Consider the following 21083-nt stretch of genomic DNA (forward strand, 5'->3'; position numbering starts at 1 on the left):
GTTTTGGGGACTTATGGTGCAACAAATATAGTAAAATTGAGGTTTTAACCTAGAATTATGCCCGCGCTACTAATTTCATCATAAATGTCGTAAAAACGAAATATCAATATTAAGAATATCTAAAAATAACACACCATTTTTTATTAATATCATATATTTGCATCGTTTTCGTATGTTAAAAATTATAAATTCAAAAAAATCATATAATGACAGATAGCATTAAAAATTTTGTTGATTCTGTTGAGAAAGCTAATCCAAACGAGCCGGAATTCATTCAGGCAGTACAGGAAGTCGCAGAAACTGTTATTCCATTTATAGAAAATAATCCTAGATACCAAGGCAAAAAGCTTCTGGAGCGTATGGTTGAGCCTGAGCGCGCGATCTTGTTCAGAGTGCCTTGGGTTGATGATCAGGGAGAAACTCAGATCAATAAAGGATATCGTATCGAATTTAATTCGGCTATTGGACCTTACAAAGGTGGTTTGCGTTTTCATCCTTCGGTTAACTTGAGTATTCTTAAGTTTTTAGGTTTTGAGCAAGTCTTCAAAAACAGCCTTACCTCACTTCCTATGGGTGGTGGTAAAGGAGGTTCTGACTTCAATCCGCGAGGAAAAAGCGATGCTGAAGTGATGCGGTTTTGCCAAAGCTTTATGACTGAATTATATCGTCATATTGGTCCTAATACTGATGTGCCTGCTGGTGACATTGGAGTTGGTGGTCGTGAAATTGGTTATATGTTTGGTCAGTACAAGCGTATCAAAAACGAATTTACAGGAATTCTTACCGGAAAAGGATTGTCTTATGGTGGTTCTAAAATTCGTCCTGAGGCAACAGGTTATGGTAATGTGTATTTCACAAAATATATGTTGAATAATGTTGGCGAAAAGCTGGCAGGAAAAACCATCGTGATCTCAGGATCTGGTAACGTTGCGCAATACGCTGCAGAAAAAGCAACCCAGCTTGATGCAAAAGTGGTGACGCTTTCTGATTCAGACGGATTTATTTATGATGAGGCCGGTATTGATAAAGAGAAACTTGCTTTTGTAATGGAACTCAAAAATGAGCGTCGCGGCCGTATCAAAGAGTATGTTGAGAAGTATCCTGAAGCAGAATTTCACGAGGGTAAAGCACCTTGGGGAATCAAGTGTGATATTGCATTGCCTTGTGCTACGCAAAACGAATTAGACAAAGAAGACGCTGAGCTGCTCGTTAAAAACGGCGTGATGGCTGTGGGAGAAGGTGCAAATATGCCTTGTACTCCAGATGCTGTTGCTGTGTTCTTAGAGAATAAGATTTTATTCTCTCCGGGTAAAGCGTCTAACGCAGGTGGTGTAGCGACTTCTGGTCTTGAGATGTCTCAAAACAGTATGCGTTACAACTGGTCTGCCGAGCAAGTAGATAAAAAACTGCACGAGATTATGTACGATATTCACAACGCGTGTGTAGAATATGGTAAGCAGGAAGATGGCTTTGTAGATTATGTAAAAGGAGCAAATATCGCCGGTTTTGTTAAGGTTGCCGAAGCGATGCTTGCACAAGGAATTGTGTAAAGGTTGAAAATTATATAAAAGATTTAGCCATAGGCTTCGGTGTACAACCGAAGCCTTTTTTTATAAACATACTGCGCCTTATATTGTATTTTTAGCACAAGACTTGTGCGCTGTTTATGTTCAAAAAGAATCTATACTTACTTCTCTTCCTATTAAATATATGCTGTGCATTTGCTCAAAAGTATTCAGAAGCATGGACGGCTTATTTTTCGTACAATCAGATTACCGCACTTGCAGAGGCTAATGAAAAGATCTTTGCAGCTGCGCAGAATTCGGTATTTAGTTACGATCTGAACACCAATGAAACACAGTTGTACAGCACCATTCAAGGGCTTTCGGGGGAAGCGATTAGCGCTATACATTTCAGTGAAGCTACCGGCATTTTATTTGTGGGTTACACTTCGGGGCTTATAGATGTTGTATTACCGGATGAAAGCGTTACCACTCTGGTCGCTATTCGGGACAAACCGGCGATTCTTCCTTCAGAAAAAACGATTAACAGTTTTGATGAATACAACAACACGCTGTACATCGCTACAGGTTTTGGGATTTCGCTATTTGATCTTTCGCGTTTAGAATTTGATGACTCGTATTTTATAGGAAATAACGGAGCCCGCCTAAACATCAAACAAACTGCTATTTTTGAGGAGTACATTTATGCGGCCTCACCTAATGGCGGACTGCGACGTGCACTGGCAGCCGATGATAATTTAATTGATTTTCAAAATTGGGAAACCTTAGATCCTACCGGTTGGGAAGGTATTCAAACCTTTGGAAATGCACTTTGGGGGGTAAAAAGCAATCAAAGCCTACAGCGTTTTGACGGAACTAGCTTTAATACACAAACTACTTTAGACCGGCTTCCGGTTTCTTTTTTAGCTTCAGAAGATGCGCTTACCATAAGTTTAGATAGTCAAATTTTGATCTATGATGCATCAGGAAATTTGACATCAACAGTGGCTGCTCTTGCTGATTATCCTGGCAGCTATACTTCCGCATTTACTTCTCAGGGTCAAATCTATTTAGGTACTGAAGCTAACGGTCTTTTAATTTCTTCAACCGCAAATACAACGACAGCGCTTCAGGTGTTGCCCGATGGTCCATTGCGCAATGACCCGTTTACTATAGAAGCTGCTCCGGGTCAACTATGGGTAGCGTACGGCGATTATTCAGATACTTATAATCCGTTTCCTTTAAAGCAGCGTGGACTGAGCCATTTTGTGGTAGATTCCGGGTGGTATAACCTTCCTTTTGAGGCGCTTTTGGAAACTAATAGTATCACTAACATAACCTATAATCCCGAGGATAATGCTCAGGTTTTTATGAGTTCGTTTAATGCTGGCCTTCTTGAAATCGTTGAAGAAGTGCCCTTGCAACTGTATGATGAGACTAATAGTGGCTTGAGTGATATTCCTTTCGCACCAACTGATATACGTATAAATGGAGCCGCTTATGACCGTAATGGAGTTTTATGGATGACTAATAGTTTGGTCGAAAATGCACTCGCACGCAAAACAGGAAATCAGATTGAAGGTATCTCCATAGCTTCTATTTTGCCAGACTTTGATGCGGTAAATGGCTATTCCGAATTGGTGATTGGTAGGTTAGGGAATATTTATTTTGGTTCTTCAAACCGAGGTCTCGTTGGTTACGATCCAGACACCAATAGCTTCAGGTTGCTCAATGCTGAGCGATCTAATTTGCCGTCAGATAATGTGCAGTCGCTTGCGGTTGATAATAATGGCGCGCTATGGATTGGTACCAGCTTAGGACTTAGACGACTTTTCAGTCCGGCGCAGATGTTTGAAAATGTCGAAATTCAAACACAACCTATAATCATTGAAGAATCAGGTAGCGCTGTAGAATTGCTTAACGACCAAGTTATTCGAGCCATCGCCGTTGACGGAAATAATAATAAATGGGTGGGAACCGTATCTAGCGGTGTGTTTTACTTTAGCGCTAATGGTCAGGAAACCTTACAACAGTTTAATACTACAAATTCGCCACTTCCTTCTAACAATATTCAAGATATAAGTATTGATGAAGATTCAGGAGAAGTCTATTTTGCGACTTCTTTAGGTTTGGTTTCCTTTTCTGGAAGTGCGGTGGCTCCTCAAGAAACTCTAGAAAATGCTCGGGTTTTTCCTAACCCGGTGCGACCTTCATTTACCGGCAGTGTAACCATTGATGGTTTAACCGAAAACGCCAATGTGAAAATCACTGATTTAAACGGAAATTTAGTCTATGAAGAAGTCTCAGAAGGCGGAAGCATTCAATGGGATACAACCGCTTTTGGAAGATACCGCGTGGCTTCGGGAGTCTATTTTATTTTGATCACCGCCGAAGATGCCGTGGAGACTAAAATTGTCAAACTTATGATCATTCGCTGATGCTGGTAACTACAAAAGCCATCGTGATTTCGGCAATTAAATATGGAGAAGCAGACCTCATTGTACGCTGCTTCACAGAAGAAGCCGGACTCAAATCGTACATTCTACGGCGTATTTTAAAATCAAAAAAAGGCAAACTTCGCACGGCGATGTTTCAGCCTGCAAGTCAGTTAGAACTGGTTGCGGTGCATAAAGACAAAGGCACGCTTGAGAGTATACGCGAGGCAAAAGTGATTCAACCTTATCTAAGTTTACATACTGATGTTTTAAAGTCCAGTGTGGTGCTTTTTCTTTCAGAAATGCTGCGGAATGCGATTCAGGAAGAAGAAGAGAACAGAGCGCTCTATGCCTTTTTAGAACACGCATTTTTATGGTTTGATCTGCACGAACAAACAGCCAATTTTCATCTGTTGTTTTTGTTAGAGTTGACCAAATATCTAGGTTTTTATCCAGATACTTCAGAGTTGCGTCACGCACACTTCAACTTAGAAACCGGAATATTTGAACCGCTAGAGAGTTTTTACAGTATTTCTGAAGAAAATTTACATACGCTCAAACAGCTCTTGGGTATAAATTTTGATGCACTTGCTACGGTAAAATTGAACCAAAAACGCCGCGCAGACTTTGTAAATATGCTGCTCGCGTATTATGAATTACATTTACACGGCTTTAAAAAACCAAAGTCACTTGCGGTGCTAACCGCATTATTTAACTAACCACATTTATGAGATTACCCCTTACTTTGTTGCTTTTTTGTGTTTTTTCGTTGACCCTTCACGCCCAAACGATCAAACTGCTGGATAAAGACACCCAAGCGCCGGTAGCCAATGCCGCGCTCTACAATACCTCAAAAGCAACCTATGTCGTAAGTGATGATGCCGGAAACGCAGATGTGTCTGCCTTTACAAAATCTGAAACTATTTTTATCACGCACGTCTCCCACATCACCTTGAAAACCACAAAGGTGGCGATCGTTGCTGAAGGGAATGTGGTCTATCTGGATGATAACGAGAACCAACTTAACGAGGTGGTGCTTTCGGTGTCAAAATTTGAGCAGGAGTCTAAAGATATCGCTCAGAAAATAGTAAGTCTGGATGCTGAAGATGTTGAACTTAAAAATCCGCAAACAGCTGCAGATTTTCTCAATCAGAGCGGGCAGGTTTTTGTTCAAAAAAGTCAGTTGGGTGGCGGTAGCCCTATGATACGAGGTTTTTCAACCAACCGATTGCTGTTGACGGTAGATGGGGTTCGAATGAACACAGCGATTTTTCGCTCAGGAAATCTTCAGAATGTGATTAATATCGATCCTTTTACCATTGATCAAACCGAAGTTATTTTAGGTCCGGGATCTGTGGTGTATGGTAGTGACGCGGTTGGCGGTGTGATGAATTTTTATACTAAAAAACCGGCCTTTTCTTTTGAAGAGGGTACTGCATTCTCAGGAATGGCGCTTACCCGATATGCTACTGCAAACAATGAAAAAACAGGTCACGTTGATTTTAATATCGGTGCTAAAAAGTGGGCGTTTTTAACCAGTGTGAGTTATTCTGATTTTGACGATCTACGTATGGGGAGTCACGGCCCTGAAGATTACCTGCGTCCCGAATATGTGGTAATCCAAAACGGTGTGGATACGGTGGTAGAAAATGACGATCCCAATGTGCAAACGCCTACCGGTTTTGATATGATCAACCTTACCCAAAAAGTGCGCTATATGCCCAACAGTATTTGGGATTTTAATCTGGGGTTGCATTACAGCAATACTTCAGACTATGCGCGCTACGACAGACTTACACGAACCAGAAACGGGCAGCTGCGTTCTGCAGAATGGTATTACGGTCCGCAATTGTGGTTTATGGGAAATCTTCAAATCGATAAAAAAGGAAACGGCGATTTTTATGATGATGCTAAGCTTACTGCGGCAATTCAATATTTTGAAGAAAGTAGAAACGATCGTGATTTTGGAGCAACTACTTTATTCACCACGCAAGAGCAGGTGAATGCCTATTCTTTAGATCTTGATTTTACTAAGAAAATGGGCTCAAATCAGTTGTTTTATGGGTTGGAATATGTGTATAACAAAATTGGTTCCTACGGAAAGCAAACCGATATCAACACCGGCGACCAGGCAGCAACTGCAACCCGCTACCCTGATGATTCTAGCTGGCAATCACTGGCAGCCTATCTAAGCGGACAGTTCAATTTGGCTGAAAGTTTAACCTTGCAAACAGGCGTGCGGTACAATCATATATTGATCGATGCCACTTTTGACGATACCTTTTATGATTTTCCGTTTGAAAAGGCAGATGTAAGCTTCGGAAACTTCACCGGAAACGCCGGCTTGAATTGGCAAACGGCAGAAAATTTCAATCTTAAACTGAATTTGGGCACTGCCTTTAGAGCGCCTAATATTGACGATATCGGCAAAATCTTTGACAGCGAACCCGGTTCTGTGGTGGTACCTAATCCCGATCTTAAAGCAGAATATGCCTATAATGCCGAGTTGGGTGCCGCGTGGCGTATTGATAAAAAGTTACGTCTGGATGTGGCAACCTACTACACGCATTTAAACAATGCGCTTGTACGTCGTGATTTTAGTCTAAACGGGGAGACAACCGTAGATTATCAAGGCGAGCCGAGTAATGTACAGGCAATTCAAAATGCCGCAAGTGCTGAGGTGTATGGCGTTGAAGCCGGTTTAGAATATTTATTTACCAAAAACATAAAACTCACCTCTCAGATAACAGTTACCGAGGGTAGTCAGGAAGAAGATGATGGCAGCGATGCGCCGTTGAGACACGCCGCACCACTCTTTGGAAATACGCACCTTATTTACCGTATGAAGCGCTGGAAGTTTGACGCTTCAGCCGAATATAATGGGCAGTTTGATTATGACGAACTCGCGCCGTCGCAACAGGGCAACGCCTATTTGTACGCGCTGGATGCTGATGGAAATCCCTACTCACCGCGCTGGTACACTTTGAATGTATATAGTGAATACCAGATTGCTCAAAACTGGAAAGCGACCGCAGCTTTAGAAAATATTACAGATCAACGCTACCGTCCCTATTCTTCAGGAATTTCAGCACCCGGACGTAATCTCATTATGGCGTTGAAGTATACGTTTTAATAGTTAAGAAATCTAAAGAAGATGAAACATTTATTTTTTGTTGTGTTTTTTTTGGTTTTTGCAGGTTGTGAGATTTCAAATGAAAGAAAAATAGTAAGTAAAGAGACTGCTATAAATTCTGAAATAAAAAATGAAGATTCATTTTACCGAGGGTTTATAAAAATAGATAAACAGTATTATATTTCTCAAAACACAAAGTCCATTTCAAATAATGAGCTTATTCAGTTGGGAGATATAGAACCGCCATATTCGCTTATTAAAAACAGGGGTAACGACACGCTTATCGTTATTAAAAATAGCGATACACTATTTTTTAAATTGATTGATTATTCCAAAGACAATCAATACGATCCTACATTTAAAGATTTGATAAGGAGTCTATTTGGTGATTCAATCCAGTAATAAACTTTTTTAAACCGGCTTTTGCAATGCCTGCTTGATCACCTCACTCCAGATCGCATAACCTTTTTTGTTGAGGTGCAAGCCGTCTGACATATACAGTTCAGGGTTGGGTTTGTCGTCTAGCGAGATCATTTGTGAGAACACATTAATGAATTGCGCATCCAAGCCCGTGATCACATATTCTGAAAGCAGTTCGTTAAGTTCCATAAATTGCGGGATGAGATGCGCGCGTTCTACGCTGGGTTTTAAGCTGATGACCGCCAGCGGAACTTTAGGATATTTTGCCTTTACCGCTTTGATAAGTTCTTTAAAGTCAGCTAAAACTTCAAGTGGTGTGCGGCCTTGGGTAATGTCGTTTTCTCCGGCATACAAAATAAGCTTCGACGGATTCACATCTTGAAAGATTTCCTCAAAATAGTGCAAACACCAAGCATACGTGGAGCCTCCAAATCCCAAGTTTAAAGTGTGCATGGGTGCAAGATCTTCTTGCATATGCACCCACAACCGCACCGAAGAACTTCCATAGAAGACATGCAGGTCCTCTTGATTTTTCAGTTTTTCGACACGACGACGCAGGCGTTTGATCTCATTAGCCCACATAACCGGTGGTTCTTCTTCCGGCACCGCCGAAAAATTACTGGTCATTAACCTTTTTACTTTTTCGCGAGCTTCGGCCACATAGTCTGCATACTTTTTTTGATAGTCTTCCACAAAAGCTTTGACCAAAACAGGGTCATTTTTAGCCACGTGATCACTCATTTTAAAAGGCTTCAGGATGTTGCAGTAAAACAACGTATCGTTGATGCGTTTATCAAAATTCACCAAAACAATAGGGACGATGAGCGGTTCGGTTTTGAGATTTAAGGCTAGGTTAAAGGCGCCTGTTTTAAAAGCTCCGGGAGATTCTTCAGAAGTGTACGAAGTGCCTTCCGGACTGATGATGAGATTCTTTTTGTTTTTTAAAAATTCGCTAGCAGCTGTGTAAAAAATACTGCGGTTGCTGGTTTTAGCAGCGGCTTCCGGCAGTTCGGATTCTTTGGTGTACACGTTAATGTAGCCTAGATTCTCATAATAGTTTTGATGTCCGTATTCCTGACCTTGAGCGATGCGCACGGTGCGTATGCCGGGCTCCCCGTATTTATCATCAAGTAAAACGCTGATAAAATGAGAGTCTAAAGTGATCTGAAATTGATTATTCAGTGTGTAAAATGGATGATTCAACAAGTGGTTGTAAATAAAAATATGCCCGGAATCCTCAGGTAGATTCTCTAAACCTTCCACGTGCACCATTACCTGTTTTAGCGCTTCACGTGTGGCTTGCGCACAAGCTTTGCGTTTGTGTTGCGGGCTGGTTTCAGGATTGTTTTCGGCGACAGCCTCATAAATACTGCGCAACGCATTTTTAAACTGATGTTCGCGCCTATCGTGTTTTAAAAACTCGAGACTCAGCGATGCGATATGTCGCTCTAAGCTTGAGCCTTGCGTAACTAAATTCTGTAAGGTTTCATACGCAAACGCTTTGGTGGTTTGATCTTTCAACAAATGAAATACCGAATGCAATCCCGAATTCACGGTAAGCCGCGAACGGTTATTTTCGATCAGTTGATATACGGCATCAATGCTGTGTTTGCCTAAGAGCGAAGTATACCTAATGAACGCCGCATTGATTTGATTGCCAATAAGCCAAATAAGGCGATGGTAAAAGCGTTTTTTGAGTCGGTCGTCTTCCTCCAGAAGTTGGTATAAATCCAGATGATTGATAAAATATACAGCAGTTTTTTCAGTGGTGATGGCATTGCAAATATCAGGAAGGTTGAGCAGGGAAGACCAGCCAAAAATAAATCCGGAATTAGAAATGCTACGTTGACTGATATCTACTTTTCCTTCTATGCGCTTGATGGCCACTTCGCCGTGAATCAAGATGTACAAACCCTCTGAAGCGTGATCTTGCGCATAAATAATTTCGTTAGGCTCATAGTCGCGGCGTTGCGCAAGTTTTGCGAGTTTGCCTAGATGCAGTTCAGAAAACTGATCAAGAAACGGGGAGCGCCGCATCAATTGAACGATCTCAGATTTCTCGATAGATGCATTTACATAATAATGTTCGTCTTTCGGAATCTGAAAATTACGCGGTTGTAAAAGCGAAGCCTGTTTACACAAGGCATTTTTGAGCAAGTGATAATTGTTTTGACCAATAGTGAGAAGCAAGCTGTTAACTTGTGGAATATCCGCTTTAAAATCCTTTAAAGGCACTTTATAAAAACGCGCTTGATCACTGGCAATTTTTGCGCTGAAGGTATAACGTTCAGGAGTAAAAAATCCATTCCAGCCCAGAGTGGTAAAAGGAATTTCGCAATGTGCTACTTGTATTTCTTGCTGCGGATTTTGTTGCTGCGTGTAAAAATCCAGATTCCCGTCAATGAGCCAGAAAAGATGCTTTACTTTTTTATGCATCGTACAAAGCGTATCGCCTTTATGGTGTGTAACGAGTTGGCCGGTGGGCAGAACTTCTTGTAAAAGATCTAGCGAAATTTTAGGAGCGGTGAGCGTTTTCAAATGGCATCGGGTTTTAAGTCTTTACAAATTATCGCATTATGCTTAAAAACCGATCGCCGTCGCACGTTCTCGCGGCATTTTTATGAATATGTAAATTTTAGATATCTAGAATTTTTATTTTGATAAATACCGCGATGCCTTCCATATAAATACAAGAAATCGTCGCTTGTGAAGTTGAGATTGAATATTTTAGATCGTAATTATTTTACGCGACAATCGAGATCGATTTGCGTGAGGTCTACCTCAATTTTTTAATATTTTTCGACTAAATGCTTCTCGGGTTTGCTCCCAGAGATCTGACTCTTTCTATGAATACGTTTACGACTTTTATGCTGTTCTGTTTTACGCTTGGAGCTCTGGCTCAAAATCGAACTTTTACAGCGCCTTTAGATACTCAACCGGTCACAAATGCAATTATTGACGCTCGGGTAGATTCGATTATGAATCAAGCGATCGAAGCAAAAGCATTTCCCGGAGCAACACTTTTAGTTGCAAAAAGCGGAAGCATCATTTTTAATAAAACTTATGGATTTCATACCTATGATAGTGTTCAAAAGGTAGCGCCAGGCGATCTCTACGATTTGGCTTCGGTTACTAAAGTTACCGCTGCCTTACCCGCGATTATGAAACTGATTGATGAAGGAAAACTTGATCTAGATGAGAAATTCAGCACCTATTGGAAACCTTGGAAACGCCGAAAAGATAAGCGGGATTTAACGCTAAGAGAAATACTCGCACATCAAGCCGGTTTGGAGCCGTATATTGTTTTTTTGAATGATGTTTTGAAAGAAGATGGAAGCTTCAAGCGCCGTTTTGTGCGTTCGGAAAAATCACGAAGATTTTCTGTAGAAACCTATAACGGACTTTTTCTTAACAAGCGTTTTGTGCGTAAATTGTATAGAAAGATCAATCGCTCTGAAGTTTCCGAAGAAAAAAAATATAAGTACTCAGGCCTAACCTTTTTGCTCTATCCACAACTTGTAGAAAACCTAACCGGCGTTCCTTACGAGCAGTATGTACAGGAAAATTTTTATACTCCGCTAGGCGCAGAAAATCTAATGTTTAATCCTGAAAAACATCACTTCCCAGAATCGCGTATCATTCCCACCGAAGAAGATTCGGTTTACCGAAAGGCTTATGTTAAAGGCTGGGTACACGATGAAAATGCAAGTCTGTTAGGTGGTGTGTCAGGAAATGCCGGGCTGTTTGCCACCGCAGAAGATCTGGCAAAATTGATGCAGATGTATGTAAACATGGGTATTTATAACAACAAGAGATATATTTCTGAAGCGACGTTGAAAGAATTTACGCGTGTGCAATATTCTGAGAATGATAACCGTCGAGGTCTAGGTTTTGACAAGCCCTATCTCAATAATGCTGAAAATGCCCTATCGGATTCCTACCCTAATCCAGAGGTAAGCGCATCTAGTTTTGGTCACAGCGGTTTTACAGGAACTTTCGTTTGGGCAGATCCCGAGCAAGAATTGGTTTTTGTTTTTCTGTCAAATCGGGTATATCCCACGCGTACACATACGGCCATTTATGATCTTAATGTGCGCCCACGATTGATGCACGTTTTTTATCAAGAGTTGCAATTAACCAAGTAGGATGAAGACTGAAATTATCGCTATGTTAAGGCATTCTTTTTATAGGTTTTTATCTAATCTAAATTCCGTAATTTTGCACACTTATTAGAAAACGCATATCATGAGCACAAAGTTCCCTGAATATAAAGGACTTGACCTGCCAAAAGTGGCTGAGGATATTTTAGCCTATTGGAAGGAAAACGACATATTTGAAAAAAGTATTTCTACGCGTGAAGGCAACGAACCTTATATCTTTTTTGAAGGTCCGCCATCTGCAAACGGAATGCCTGGTATTCACCATGTTATGGCGCGTGCGATCAAGGATATTTTTTGTCGTTTTCAAACCCAAAAAGGAAAGCAGGTAAAACGTAAGGCCGGTTGGGATACTCACGGACTTCCGGTAGAACTTGGTGTGGAAAAAGAATTGGGCATTACCAAAGAAGATATCGGGACCAAGATCAGCGTTTCAGAATACAACGAAGCCTGTAAAAATGCGGTAATGCGCTACACCGATGTGTGGAACAACCTTACCGAGCAGATGGGATATTGGGTAGATATGGAAGATCCCTACATCACCTACAAGCCAAAATACATGGAAACGGTATGGTGGCTGCTTAAGAATATTTATAACCAAGGCCTTATTTACAAAGGCTACACGATACAGCCGTATTCACCAAAAGCCGGTACCGGTTTAAGTTCGCACGAACTCAACCAACCCGGGACGTATCAGGATGTGACCGATACTACGGTAACCGCTCAGTTTAAAGTGGTTGAGGATGAAACCTATAAAGCTTCTCCGCTTGCTGCTTTTGACGGGACAAAATATTTGATGGCCTGGACGACCACTCCGTGGACCTTGCCTTCTAACACAGCATTGACGGTTGGGAAGAAGATTGATTATGTTTTAGTAAAAACCTTCAATCAATATACGTTTGAGCCTATTGAGGTGGTTTGCGCAAAAGCTTTGGTTGGAAAGCAGTTTACCAAGAAATTCTTTGCTGCAGAAAGTGAAGGAGATTTTGCAAACTTCAGTGCGTCAGACAAAAAGATTCCTTATCAAATCCTTTCTGAATTTAAAGGAAGCGAATTGCTAGAATTACGATATGAACCGGTGATCGATTATGTGCAGCCGCATGAAAATCCGCAGGATGCGTATCGTGTGATCGCGGGAGACTTCGTAACTACCGAAGACGGTACCGGTATCGTTCATACGTCACCGACTTTTGGTTCAGATGATGCGATGGTGGCTAAACAAGCCGAACCTCAAATTCCACCAATGTTGGTGAAAGATGAGAATGGTAATTTGGTACCGCTTGTAGACTTGCAAGGGCGTTTTCGTCCTGAACTGAAAGAGTTTGGTGGTAAGTATGTGAAAAACGAGTATTACGAAGACGGCGAAGCACCAGAGAAGAGTGTAGATGTTGAGATCGCGATCAAACTCAAAGAAGAAAATAAAGCTTTTAAGGTTGAAAAGTATGTGCACAGTTATCCAAACTGCTGGCGTACCGATAAACCTATTTTATACTATCCTTTAGATTCCTGGTTCATCAAAGTAACCGATGTGCGTGACCGTATGCACGAGTTGAATCTAGGCATCAACTGGAAACCAAAAGCAACCGGCGAAGGCCGTTTTGGTAACTGGCTGGCGAATGCTAATGATTGGAATTTATCGCGCTCACGGTATTGGGGGATTCCATTACCAATCTGGAGAACTGAGGATGGTAAAGAAGAAATCATCATTGGTTCGGTTTCCGAACTAAAAGAAAAAATAGCAGAAGCTGTTGAAGCCGGGGTGATGGAGAGCGATCCGTTTGCAGATTTTGTGCCGGGTGATATGAGCGAAGCCAATTATGACTTGGTCGACCTGCATAAAAATGTGGTTGATGAAATAAAACTGGTTTCGCCAAGCGGAAAAGTTATGCGTCGTGAAGCAGATTTGATTGATGTGTGGTTTGACAGCGGAAGCATGCCGTATGCGCAATGGCACTATCCTTTTGAGAATAAAGAAATGGTTGAAGAAACCTGGCGTAAAGCCGACTTTATCGCAGAAGGTGTTGACCAGACTCGCGGTTGGTTCTATACGCTGCACGCCATCGCAACGATGACTTTTGACGATGTTGCGTATAAAAACGTAGTTTCAAATGGACTTGTTTTAGACAAGAACGGCCAGAAGATGTCTAAGCGTTTGGGTAATGCGGTAGATCCGTTTACGACGCTGAATACCTTTGGTCCTGATGCGACGCGCTGGTATATGATCAGTAATGCGAATCCTTGGGATAACCTTAAGTTTGATCTAGACGGGATTACAGAGATTCAGCGTAAGTTCTTCGGAACCTTGTATAACACCTATTCGTTCTTTTCGCTGTATGCGAATCTGGATAATTTCACCTATGCGGAAGCTGATATAAAATGGAAAGACAGACCGGAAATCGACCGCTGGATTCTTTCAGAATTACACACGTTGATCGCGCAGGTAGAGAAGTTTTATTCAGAATACGAGCCTACTAAAGCTACACGTGCAATTTCAGACTTCGTTCAAGAAAATCTAAGTAACTGGTTTGTGCGTTTAAGTCGTCGCCGTTACTGGAAAGGCGAGTACGCACACGATAAGATTTCGGCGTATCAAACGCTTTATCAATGTCTGGTAACCGTGGCAAAGCTAGGAGCTCCGGTAGCGCCATTCTTTATGGATCGTTTGTATAAAGATCTTAACGGCTTAACCAACAAGGAAGCTGCAGAAAGCGTACACCTTTCAGATTTCCCTGAAAGCAATACCGCGTTTATAGATACGACTTTAGAACATAAAATGCAGAAAGCACAAACGATCTCATCGTTAACGCTTTCGCTTCGGGCTAAAGAAAAAATAAAAGTACGCCAGCCGTTACAGCGTATTATGATACCTGTGCTTGATGAAGCGCAACGCGAGGAAATTATTGCGGTACAAGATTTGATCAAATCAGAAGTAAACGTCAAAGAGATCGAGTTGATCGATGACGCATCAGGTATTTTGGTCAAAAATATCAAACCTAATTTTAAAGTGCTGGGGCCGCGTTTTGGTCGAGATATGAAAGTGGTGGCAAACGCTATAAACGCGATGAGCGCTCAAGACATCTCAACAATTGAAAATGAGGGCGAAATCACTGTGGACATTAATGGAAAAAGTGTTACTTTGGCGCCCGAAGACGTAGAAATCACTTCACAAGATATTGAGGGGTGGTTAGTTGCAAGCAGCGGCTCACTCACCGTTGCCTTAGACGTTACTTTGACAGACGAATTGAAAAAAGAAGGTATCGCAAGAGAATTAGTAAACAGAATTCAGAATTTGAGAAAAGATTCAGGATTTGAGGTTACTGATAAAATTGAAGTACAATTACAACGTGACGGTAAGGTCGAGCAAGCCGTTAACGACAACTTAGAATATATTAAAAGGGAAACGCTCACCGCAAAACTCGACGTTGCAGAGCAAGTTACTAACGGTATAGCTATAGCATTTGATGATGTAGAAACAAAGCTGGCTATAAAAAAACAGTAAACTACAATGGCGACAGACACTAAAGAACGTTACAGCGATGCAGAATTAGAAGAATTTCGCGTGATCATTCAGCAGAAAATAGATAAGGCTCAAAATGATCTTGACCTTATTAAAAGTGCTTATATGAATGATGGTAATAACGGTACTGATGATACTTCACCTACTTTTAAAGCTTTTGAAGAAGGTAGTGAGACTATGAGTAAAGAAGCAAATTCTGCGCTCGCCATCCGTCAAGAAAAATTTATACGTGACTTAAAGAACGCGTTAAACCGCATACAGAACAAAACTTATGGTATTTGCCGCGTTACCGGTAAACTTATCAATAAGGAGCGTTTAAAGCTAGTTCCTCACGCTACATTGAGCATTGAGGCAAAAAACATGCAGAAATAAGACACGTCATCATTGTTTACAAAAACGCTTCAGTAGAATCTGGAGCGTTTTTTGTTTATAGCGCCTTATGAGATCTATTAATCACATTACCTTATTTTTTGCTTTGCTAACTGTCTTGAATTCCGCTTTTGCGCAAAAGAAGATGGTATTGACGGAGCCTGCGGAACATCTCAAAGGTATTTTTATAGAGTCTGATCAAATTTTTCAGATCTATGTGAAAGCCACAAATTCTGACCAACTGGTTATCAGCACAGAGGTTGAGGGAGAAACTTTTGAAACCCTTGAGATCGACACTGCGCTTCAAAATGACCTGTTATACATCACCACCGGAAGATCGGTAGGTTTTAAAGCGTTTGATGATAAGTTGGCGGCGCACAAGGTATTGTCAGTAGTTTTGCATATTGAATTACCGGTGAATAAAGAATTGTGGGTAAATTCTTCGCTGGCTTCGGTTGAAGCACAAGGTGCATTCTCTTATCTGAATTTGAATCTTTCCGGCGGAAGGGTTAACCTTTTAGATTTTACCGGAAGCGGAGTGGTTAACACGCTTCGAGGGGCCATTGACGTAGAAACGAAAACTACTAAAATAGAAGCTTCAAGCCGCAACGGAAGCCTTCACGTAGCGACAAGCCCTGTGTCGCTTTACAAACTCACTTTAAAAAGTGTTGACGGAAGTATAAGCGTCACCCAATCTGAATAAATTAAGTATTTTTACCGCTCTTAAATACAGCACATGTCATTAAAAAAGGCCGTAGGCATTATCGTTCTTATTCTTCTTATAGACCAGATTAGTAAGATTTACATAAAAACGCATTTTCAGTTACAGGAGCAAATTGTAGTTTTTGATTGGTTCAGAATTCTTTTTGTTGAAAATGAAGGAATGGCTTGGGGTGCTAAAATTCCCGGAAACTACGGTAAGATAATCCTGACGCTTTTTAGAATTGGGATTCTTCCGCTTATAGGTTATTGGCTTTATGACAGCGTCAAGAAAAATGGTTCGCGCATTCTTATCGTGGGCATCGCGTTGATTTTTGCGGGTGCCTTTGGGAACATTATCGACTCTATTTTCTACGGGGTGATTTTTGACAGCAGTGCTGGTCAGCTGGCAACCTTTATGCCTGAAGATGGTGGGTATGCGAGCGTATTTTACGGTCGCGTGGTAGATATGCTTTATTTCCCTATTTGGGAAGGTTACCTGCCGGAATGGCTTCCTATCTGGGGAGGAGATTACTTTACCTTCTTTAATGCGGTATTTAATATTGCAGATATGGCAATAAGTACAGGAGTAGGTTTACTACTGGTTTTTAACAAGCGCGCTTTTGCGAAAGACAAAGCTTAAATGCTGGCGCTATAAGGTGATAATGAATTTGGTTCCGTAGCCTAATTTACTCGTTACCTCAATCTTACCGCCTAACGCCTCAATCTCGTTTTTAACGATGAATAAACCAACCGACTGGCTGTTCTCGTTATTGTCTGAACTGCGTGTCATATGAAAGAGTTGGTCTTTGTTTCGATCTAAATCGTAGCCTTTACCGTTATCCTCAATGATCAGAGACAGTTTCTTCTTATTTTCTAAACAGTAGGCTTTTATTTCAGGCTTACGCGCAGGACTTTTATTGATGATTCCGTTTTTGATAAGCGTAAATAAGATATTATCTAAAAAAGAAGGATTGTATTCAATGGTAGGAACTTCAGAAAAATCACAGTATAAATAGGCTTCTTCTTGTTCAATCAGGTTGCGTAATTTAGTTTTAGCCCGCTCAAAAGCTTCTTCTAGATTAATAGCTTCTAAAGGCTGCGCTGCCCTATTCTGAATGGAAACCACTTCTTTTAAACGTGCGACTGTACCGTTGAGACTTTCAGCAATTTCCTTATAATTATTAAAAAGCTCTTTTTGATCCTGAGGTAGTTTTGTCACATCAACTAATTGACTTGTGAGCTCTAGGTTGTTTACGTGCGATTTGATGTTGTGCGAAACATAATCTGCAAAAGTGAATAAGCGCGAATTGTTGGCTTCCACAGTCTCGATGGCTTTTTCGAGCATCAATTCGCGTTCTTTTTCTTTGTCAACATTAACAACAACGCCTCTTAGTCCTATGACTTTACCTTTTTTATCTTGTATAGGTTTAGAAATGGCGTGTGCCCAAAACGTCTTGTTAGTGTACGTCACCATTTTGATCACTTTATCAAAAGAGGGTGTTCCTGAAGATAATTGATTAAAGCTGTTTACCACAACATCGTGATATTCCATGTCAAAAAAATGCAGCGTGTGTTTTAAGGAAGGGGTGTAATTTTCAGGTGTTTCCAGAATATTACGCATTTGATCATCTATAAAACTTTTTTTGTTGATAAAGTCTATTCGCCAACTTCCGGCACCTACCATTGCGGCAATTTGCTCATAAAAAAAGCTTTCTTCTTGATCTTTAGTGGTCGTAGTAGGCTTTTTATTCAGAAATGAAAAAAATCCGTTTTGAGATTTTTCAGACATGCGCTAAGTATTTTTTGAAATGGGAGGCTGAATATAGTAAAAAAAATGCTGTGACGTTAAAACCTGTAGGTTTTGTTGGGTGTAACACAGTGTGTTAGCGGAATATCATAGGCTGAAAATTCTAATGCATCTTCCGCCTCAAAGAAAGAAAGTCCGATTTTTAAACAGTCGGTTTTGCAGGAAGCTAAAAACCTATCGTAAAAACCTTTGCCATAACCCAATCTATTCCCTTGTTTATCAAAAGCCAGTAGCGGAATAAAAACTACATCTATTTGTTGCGACTGCACTTCAAAACCATTTTGGGGCTCGGGAATTCCCCAGTTATTGATCTTGAGCGTCGTGTTATCGGTAAGCAAAAAATGCTGCATCGTCAACGCTTCAAAATCACTTTTAGAAACCACAATATTCTTGTCTTTACCGTTGAGGATATTCAGAAGATATTCGGTATTGATTTCCTTTAATTTTTCAATAGTGAGAAACACGTGATAGGTTTCAAAACTCCAAATATCAAGCTGAAGCAGGTTATTTGCAATAGCCAGGCTTTTTTCATCACAAGCGACTGGCGTTAAAGCTTCTCGCAATTGTTTGTATTTAGCCCGAAGTACTTTTTTTTCCATGTTAAACCAATTCGGTAGAGATATGAAAAATAGCGTCTCCTTGATACACTAAAGAAGCTTCGTTAGTATTGATGATGTAGCCGTCATTAGAAGCCTTCACTTTGTGTCTAAAAGTTCCGTATGGATCGGTGATGGTGGCGATGACTTCGTTTTTTTCTACAAAATCGCCACAAGTGCTTTTAAGGTGCAGCAAGCCGCTGTACTTAGCTCTAAGCCAAGAACTGCTTTTGATCGTGATAGAATCTTTGCTCTGTTGTGGCGCTTCAAAATCTTTAGAAAGCATTTTAAAGTGACTAAGAATACGCATCACTCCGTGCACGCCGGCACGCGCAATATCTTTATCACTTATTTGAGATTTTCCACCCTCAAAAAGCAACACAGGAATATTCATTTTCTCGCAGGTAGAACGGTAGGATTTTGAAATGTTTTTAGAATAAACAATAAAAGGCGCGCCAAAGAGCTTAGCGTATTGCATTAATTCTTCTTTGTCTGGATCTACGCGTATTTGCGCAACATTAAATCTGCTTCCGCCACCCGTATGAAAATCCATACAAAAATCTGCCAGCGGCAAAATCTTAGTGGTGAATTGATAGGCAAACCTACTTGCTAGAGAACCATTTTGGGTTCCGGGAAAAACGCGATTTAGATCCCTACCATCAGGAAAGGCGCGTTCCATATTGAGAAAACCAAAAACGTTGATTACCGGGATACAGATAATCGTTCCGCGTGCCGGTCTATTTATTTTCTTTGAAATTACCTGACGTACGATCTCTACTCCATTGATCTCATCGCCGTGAATTCCGGCGGTAATTAGAATACAAGGCCCCGGTTTTTTTGCACGTTGAATGATGATAGGCACTTCAACCGAAGTAGTAGTGTACAGCTTCGCCAGATTAAAATTTAGCGTGCGCCGTTGTCCCGGAGCGATTTTTTCACCCAGAATGTGCAGCACATCATTGTCGTCAAAACCAGTCATACTATTATACTCCGCGTTCTATATATCTAATAATGCTTTTAGCGATATCCTTTCCTGTAGCTTTCTCTATGCCTTCTAATCCCGGAGACGAATTGACTTCAAGAATTAAAGGTCCGCGGGCACTTTGTAGCATATCAACGCCGGCAACGCCAAGTCCCATAGCTTTTGCTGCTTTTATCGCCGCGTTTTCTTCCTCATCAGAAAGTGTGATCACCTCAGCGGTTCCGCCACGGTGTAGATTAGAGCGAAACTCGCCCTCTTTTCCCTGACGTTTCATAGCACCTACAACCTGCCCATCAATCACAAAAGCTCTGATGTCGGCACCTTTTGCTTCTTTGATGAATTCTTGCACGATCACCCGTGCTTGTAATCCATTAAAGGCTTCGATCACAGACTCTGCGGCATTTTTAGTTTCTGCCAAAACCACACCTAGACCTTGCGTTCCTTCAAGTAATTTAATGATGAGAGGAGCGCCGCCTACGTGATCGATAATTTCAGCAACGTCCCGGCTATAATTAGTAAAAACTGTTTTAGGTAAGCCTAAACGTGCACGGGATAATATTTGTAAACTGCGCAACTTGTCGCGACTGCGCACTAAAGCCTGAGATTCTGTCGTGGTAAAACAACCCATCATCTCAAACTGGCGTACCACAGCAGTACCGTAGTACGTGATAGATGCACCAATACGTGGGATGATCGCTTCGGTGTCAGAAAGATAGCGACCTTTATAGTATACTGAAGGTTTTTTCTTTTCGATAATCAAATCGCACTTCAGCGGGTCTATGACTTCTACATTATGCTTGCGCTTTTTTGCGGCCTCAATAAGGCGCGCGGTAGAATATAAACCAGAGTTTCTAGATAATATTTTTATGTTCATAGGGTTTGTTGAGCATGGGACACATCGGTCAGTTCTGTGTCTACGATAAATTTTTTGGTGAGAAATTTACGACCAATCAATACAGGAAAGCGCATATCCTCACGAGAACTTAAGGTAAGTGATATTTTGTAAACTTTACCAAACAGTCGGATGTTGCTTTGCACCACATAACGGTATTGAATCTCACCATTACTACTTTTAACGGCAGTGATGTCATAAGACTCAAACTGCATTTCTTTCCCGTTGTATTCTGGATGTTTAGGGTCTAAAAACGTACAGCGTAAGATGTTGTCTTCTTCGCGTATGTGATTACAATGAATAGACGAAGTATAGGCACCGGTATCGATCTTAACATCAATATCTGATAATCCCAATGCAGGGAAATCTGCTCGGTCGGTTCGGCCTATGACAACTTTTTCCATATACTGCAATTTACTAAAAGCATATTTCTTTTTTTAAGGCTCCCATTTAAAACTAGGTTAAACAATGCAACATAGTACTAAGCTGCGGCCATTAAGGCGTAAATATACTATGTTATTGGCATCCCAAACGCTTTAATATTCTATCCTGAAATTTAGGGTAATGTCTT

General features: G+C 41.0%; 16 protein-coding genes. 10 read left to right on the forward strand and 6 right to left on the reverse strand.

Annotated features, from left to right (window positions below):
- Positions 1–206: 206 nt before the first annotated feature.
- The 5 genes from gdhA to HCN54_RS15620 all read left to right on the forward strand — a co-directional run bounded on the left by gdhA (position 207) and on the right by HCN54_RS15620 (position 7472).
- Complete coding sequence (gdhA, locus tag HCN54_RS15600) at positions 207–1550, forward strand: NADP-specific glutamate dehydrogenase (RefSeq protein ID WP_167598514.1); 1344 nt, start codon at positions 207–209, stop codon at positions 1548–1550.
- A 116-nt stretch (positions 1551–1666) separates the two neighbouring features.
- A complete protein-coding gene (locus HCN54_RS15605) occupies positions 1667–3940 on the forward strand; it encodes a two-component regulator propeller domain-containing protein (protein ID WP_167598515.1) in 2274 nt (757 codons plus the stop codon).
- Positions 3940–4656, forward strand: a complete 717-nt coding sequence (gene recO / locus HCN54_RS15610) for a DNA repair protein RecO (protein WP_167598516.1) — start codon at positions 3940–3942, stop codon at positions 4654–4656. Before HCN54_RS15605 ends, recO begins: the two co-directional genes overlap by 1 nt.
- Before the next feature lie 8 nt (positions 4657–4664).
- Positions 4665–7070, forward strand: coding sequence for a TonB-dependent receptor plug domain-containing protein (locus HCN54_RS15615; protein ID WP_167598517.1), 2406 nt, complete (start codon positions 4665–4667; stop codon positions 7068–7070).
- 21 nt (positions 7071–7091) lie between these two features.
- The gene (locus HCN54_RS15620) at positions 7092–7472 is read left to right on the forward strand and encodes a hypothetical protein (protein ID WP_167598518.1); all 381 of its coding nucleotides are present in this window, start codon (positions 7092–7094) and stop codon (positions 7470–7472) included.
- Positions 7473–7481: 9 nt separating this feature from the next.
- Here HCN54_RS15620 and HCN54_RS15625 read toward each other — a convergent pair whose 3' ends face one another.
- A complete protein-coding gene (locus HCN54_RS15625; RefSeq protein WP_167598519.1) occupies positions 7482–10028 on the reverse strand; it encodes a cyclic nucleotide-binding domain-containing protein in 2547 nt (848 codons plus the stop codon).
- Between the two features lie 269 nt (positions 10029–10297).
- On the opposite strand from HCN54_RS15625, the gene HCN54_RS15630 reads away from it, so the two are divergent.
- From HCN54_RS15630 to HCN54_RS15650, 5 genes are all read left to right on the forward strand, one after another.
- Positions 10298–11635 carry a serine hydrolase domain-containing protein gene (locus tag HCN54_RS15630; RefSeq protein WP_205881692.1) on the forward strand — a complete coding sequence of 446 codons (1338 nt, stop codon included), beginning with the start codon at positions 10298–10300 and terminating at the stop codon, positions 11633–11635.
- Between the two features lie 100 nt (positions 11636–11735).
- Positions 11736–15146, forward strand: a complete 3411-nt coding sequence (gene ileS, locus HCN54_RS15635) for an isoleucine--tRNA ligase (RefSeq protein WP_167598520.1) — start codon at positions 11736–11738, stop codon at positions 15144–15146.
- Between the two features lie 6 nt (positions 15147–15152).
- A complete protein-coding gene (locus HCN54_RS15640; RefSeq protein ID WP_072981122.1) occupies positions 15153–15536 on the forward strand; it encodes a TraR/DksA family transcriptional regulator in 384 nt (127 codons plus the stop codon).
- Between the two features lie 67 nt (positions 15537–15603).
- Positions 15604–16236 carry a hypothetical protein gene (locus HCN54_RS15645; RefSeq protein ID WP_167598521.1) on the forward strand — a complete coding sequence of 211 codons (633 nt, stop codon included), beginning with the start codon at positions 15604–15606 and terminating at the stop codon, positions 16234–16236.
- 33 nt (positions 16237–16269) lie between these two features.
- Positions 16270–16875 (forward strand): lipoprotein signal peptidase, encoded by a 606-nt coding sequence (locus HCN54_RS15650; RefSeq protein ID WP_167598522.1) that lies wholly within the window; start codon positions 16270–16272, stop codon positions 16873–16875.
- Between the two features lie 9 nt (positions 16876–16884).
- Here the strand turns inward: HCN54_RS15650 and HCN54_RS15655 are convergent, their stop codons facing one another.
- From HCN54_RS15655 to HCN54_RS15675, 5 genes are read right to left on the reverse strand one after another with little or no spacing between them, the layout of a single operon-like run.
- Positions 16885–18024: a PAS domain-containing sensor histidine kinase gene (locus HCN54_RS15655; RefSeq protein ID WP_167598523.1), complete on the reverse strand. Its 1140-nt coding sequence runs from the start codon at positions 18022–18024 to the stop codon at positions 16885–16887.
- A 56-nt stretch (positions 18025–18080) separates the two neighbouring features.
- Positions 18081–18641 carry a 5-formyltetrahydrofolate cyclo-ligase gene (locus HCN54_RS15660; RefSeq protein WP_167598524.1) on the reverse strand — a complete coding sequence of 187 codons (561 nt, stop codon included), beginning with the start codon at positions 18639–18641 and terminating at the stop codon, positions 18081–18083.
- Between the two features lies 1 nt (position 18642).
- Entirely contained in the window at positions 18643–19617 is a 975-nt protein-coding gene (locus tag HCN54_RS15665; protein WP_167598525.1) for a succinylglutamate desuccinylase/aspartoacylase family protein, read from the reverse strand.
- Positions 19618–19621: 4 nt separating this feature from the next.
- Positions 19622–20494: a 30S ribosomal protein S6--L-glutamate ligase gene (gene rimK / locus HCN54_RS15670; RefSeq protein ID WP_072981134.1), complete on the reverse strand. Its 873-nt coding sequence runs from the start codon at positions 20492–20494 to the stop codon at positions 19622–19624.
- Positions 20491–20916, reverse strand: coding sequence for an ATP-dependent zinc protease (locus HCN54_RS15675; protein WP_072981136.1), 426 nt, complete (start codon positions 20914–20916; stop codon positions 20491–20493). The genes rimK and HCN54_RS15675 overlap by 4 nt, the downstream gene beginning before the upstream one ends.
- Positions 20917–21083: the final 167 nt, after the last annotated feature.

This window comes from Leeuwenhoekiella sp. ZYFB001, assembly GCF_011784865.1.
Lineage (GTDB): Bacteria > Bacteroidota > Bacteroidia > Flavobacteriales > Flavobacteriaceae > Leeuwenhoekiella > Leeuwenhoekiella palythoae.

Bases quoted from the DNA above. Each gene is read 5' to 3' on its own strand.
- HCN54_RS15650 (WP_167598522.1), top strand. From the start codon at position 16,270: ATGTCATTAAAAAAGGCCGTAGGCATTATCGTTCTTATTCTTCTTATA.
- HCN54_RS15655 (WP_167598523.1), bottom strand. From the start codon at position 18,024: ATGTCTGAAAAATCTCAAAACGGATTTTTTTCATTTCTGAATAAAAAG.
- HCN54_RS15675 (WP_072981136.1), bottom strand. From the start codon at position 20,916: ATGGAAAAAGTTGTCATAGGCCGAACCGACCGAGCAGATTTCCCTGCA.
- recO (WP_167598516.1), top strand. From the start codon at position 3,940: ATGCTGGTAACTACAAAAGCCATCGTGATTTCGGCAATTAAATATGGA.
- HCN54_RS15645 (WP_167598521.1), top strand. From the start codon at position 15,604: ATGAGATCTATTAATCACATTACCTTATTTTTTGCTTTGCTAACTGTC.
- HCN54_RS15615 (WP_167598517.1), top strand. From the start codon at position 4,665: ATGAGATTACCCCTTACTTTGTTGCTTTTTTGTGTTTTTTCGTTGACC.
- rimK (WP_072981134.1), bottom strand. From the start codon at position 20,494: ATGAACATAAAAATATTATCTAGAAACTCTGGTTTATATTCTACCGCG.
- gdhA (WP_167598514.1), top strand. From the start codon at position 207: ATGACAGATAGCATTAAAAATTTTGTTGATTCTGTTGAGAAAGCTAAT.
- HCN54_RS15630 (WP_205881692.1), top strand. From the start codon at position 10,298: ATGCTTCTCGGGTTTGCTCCCAGAGATCTGACTCTTTCTATGAATACG.
- HCN54_RS15605 (WP_167598515.1), top strand. From the start codon at position 1,667: ATGTTCAAAAAGAATCTATACTTACTTCTCTTCCTATTAAATATATGC.
- ileS (WP_167598520.1), top strand. From the start codon at position 11,736: ATGAGCACAAAGTTCCCTGAATATAAAGGACTTGACCTGCCAAAAGTG.
- HCN54_RS15620 (WP_167598518.1), top strand. From the start codon at position 7,092: ATGAAACATTTATTTTTTGTTGTGTTTTTTTTGGTTTTTGCAGGTTGT.
- HCN54_RS15665 (WP_167598525.1), bottom strand. From the start codon at position 19,617: ATGACTGGTTTTGACGACAATGATGTGCTGCACATTCTGGGTGAAAAA.
- HCN54_RS15660 (WP_167598524.1), bottom strand. From the start codon at position 18,641: ATGGAAAAAAAAGTACTTCGGGCTAAATACAAACAATTGCGAGAAGCT.
- HCN54_RS15640 (WP_072981122.1), top strand. From the start codon at position 15,153: ATGGCGACAGACACTAAAGAACGTTACAGCGATGCAGAATTAGAAGAA.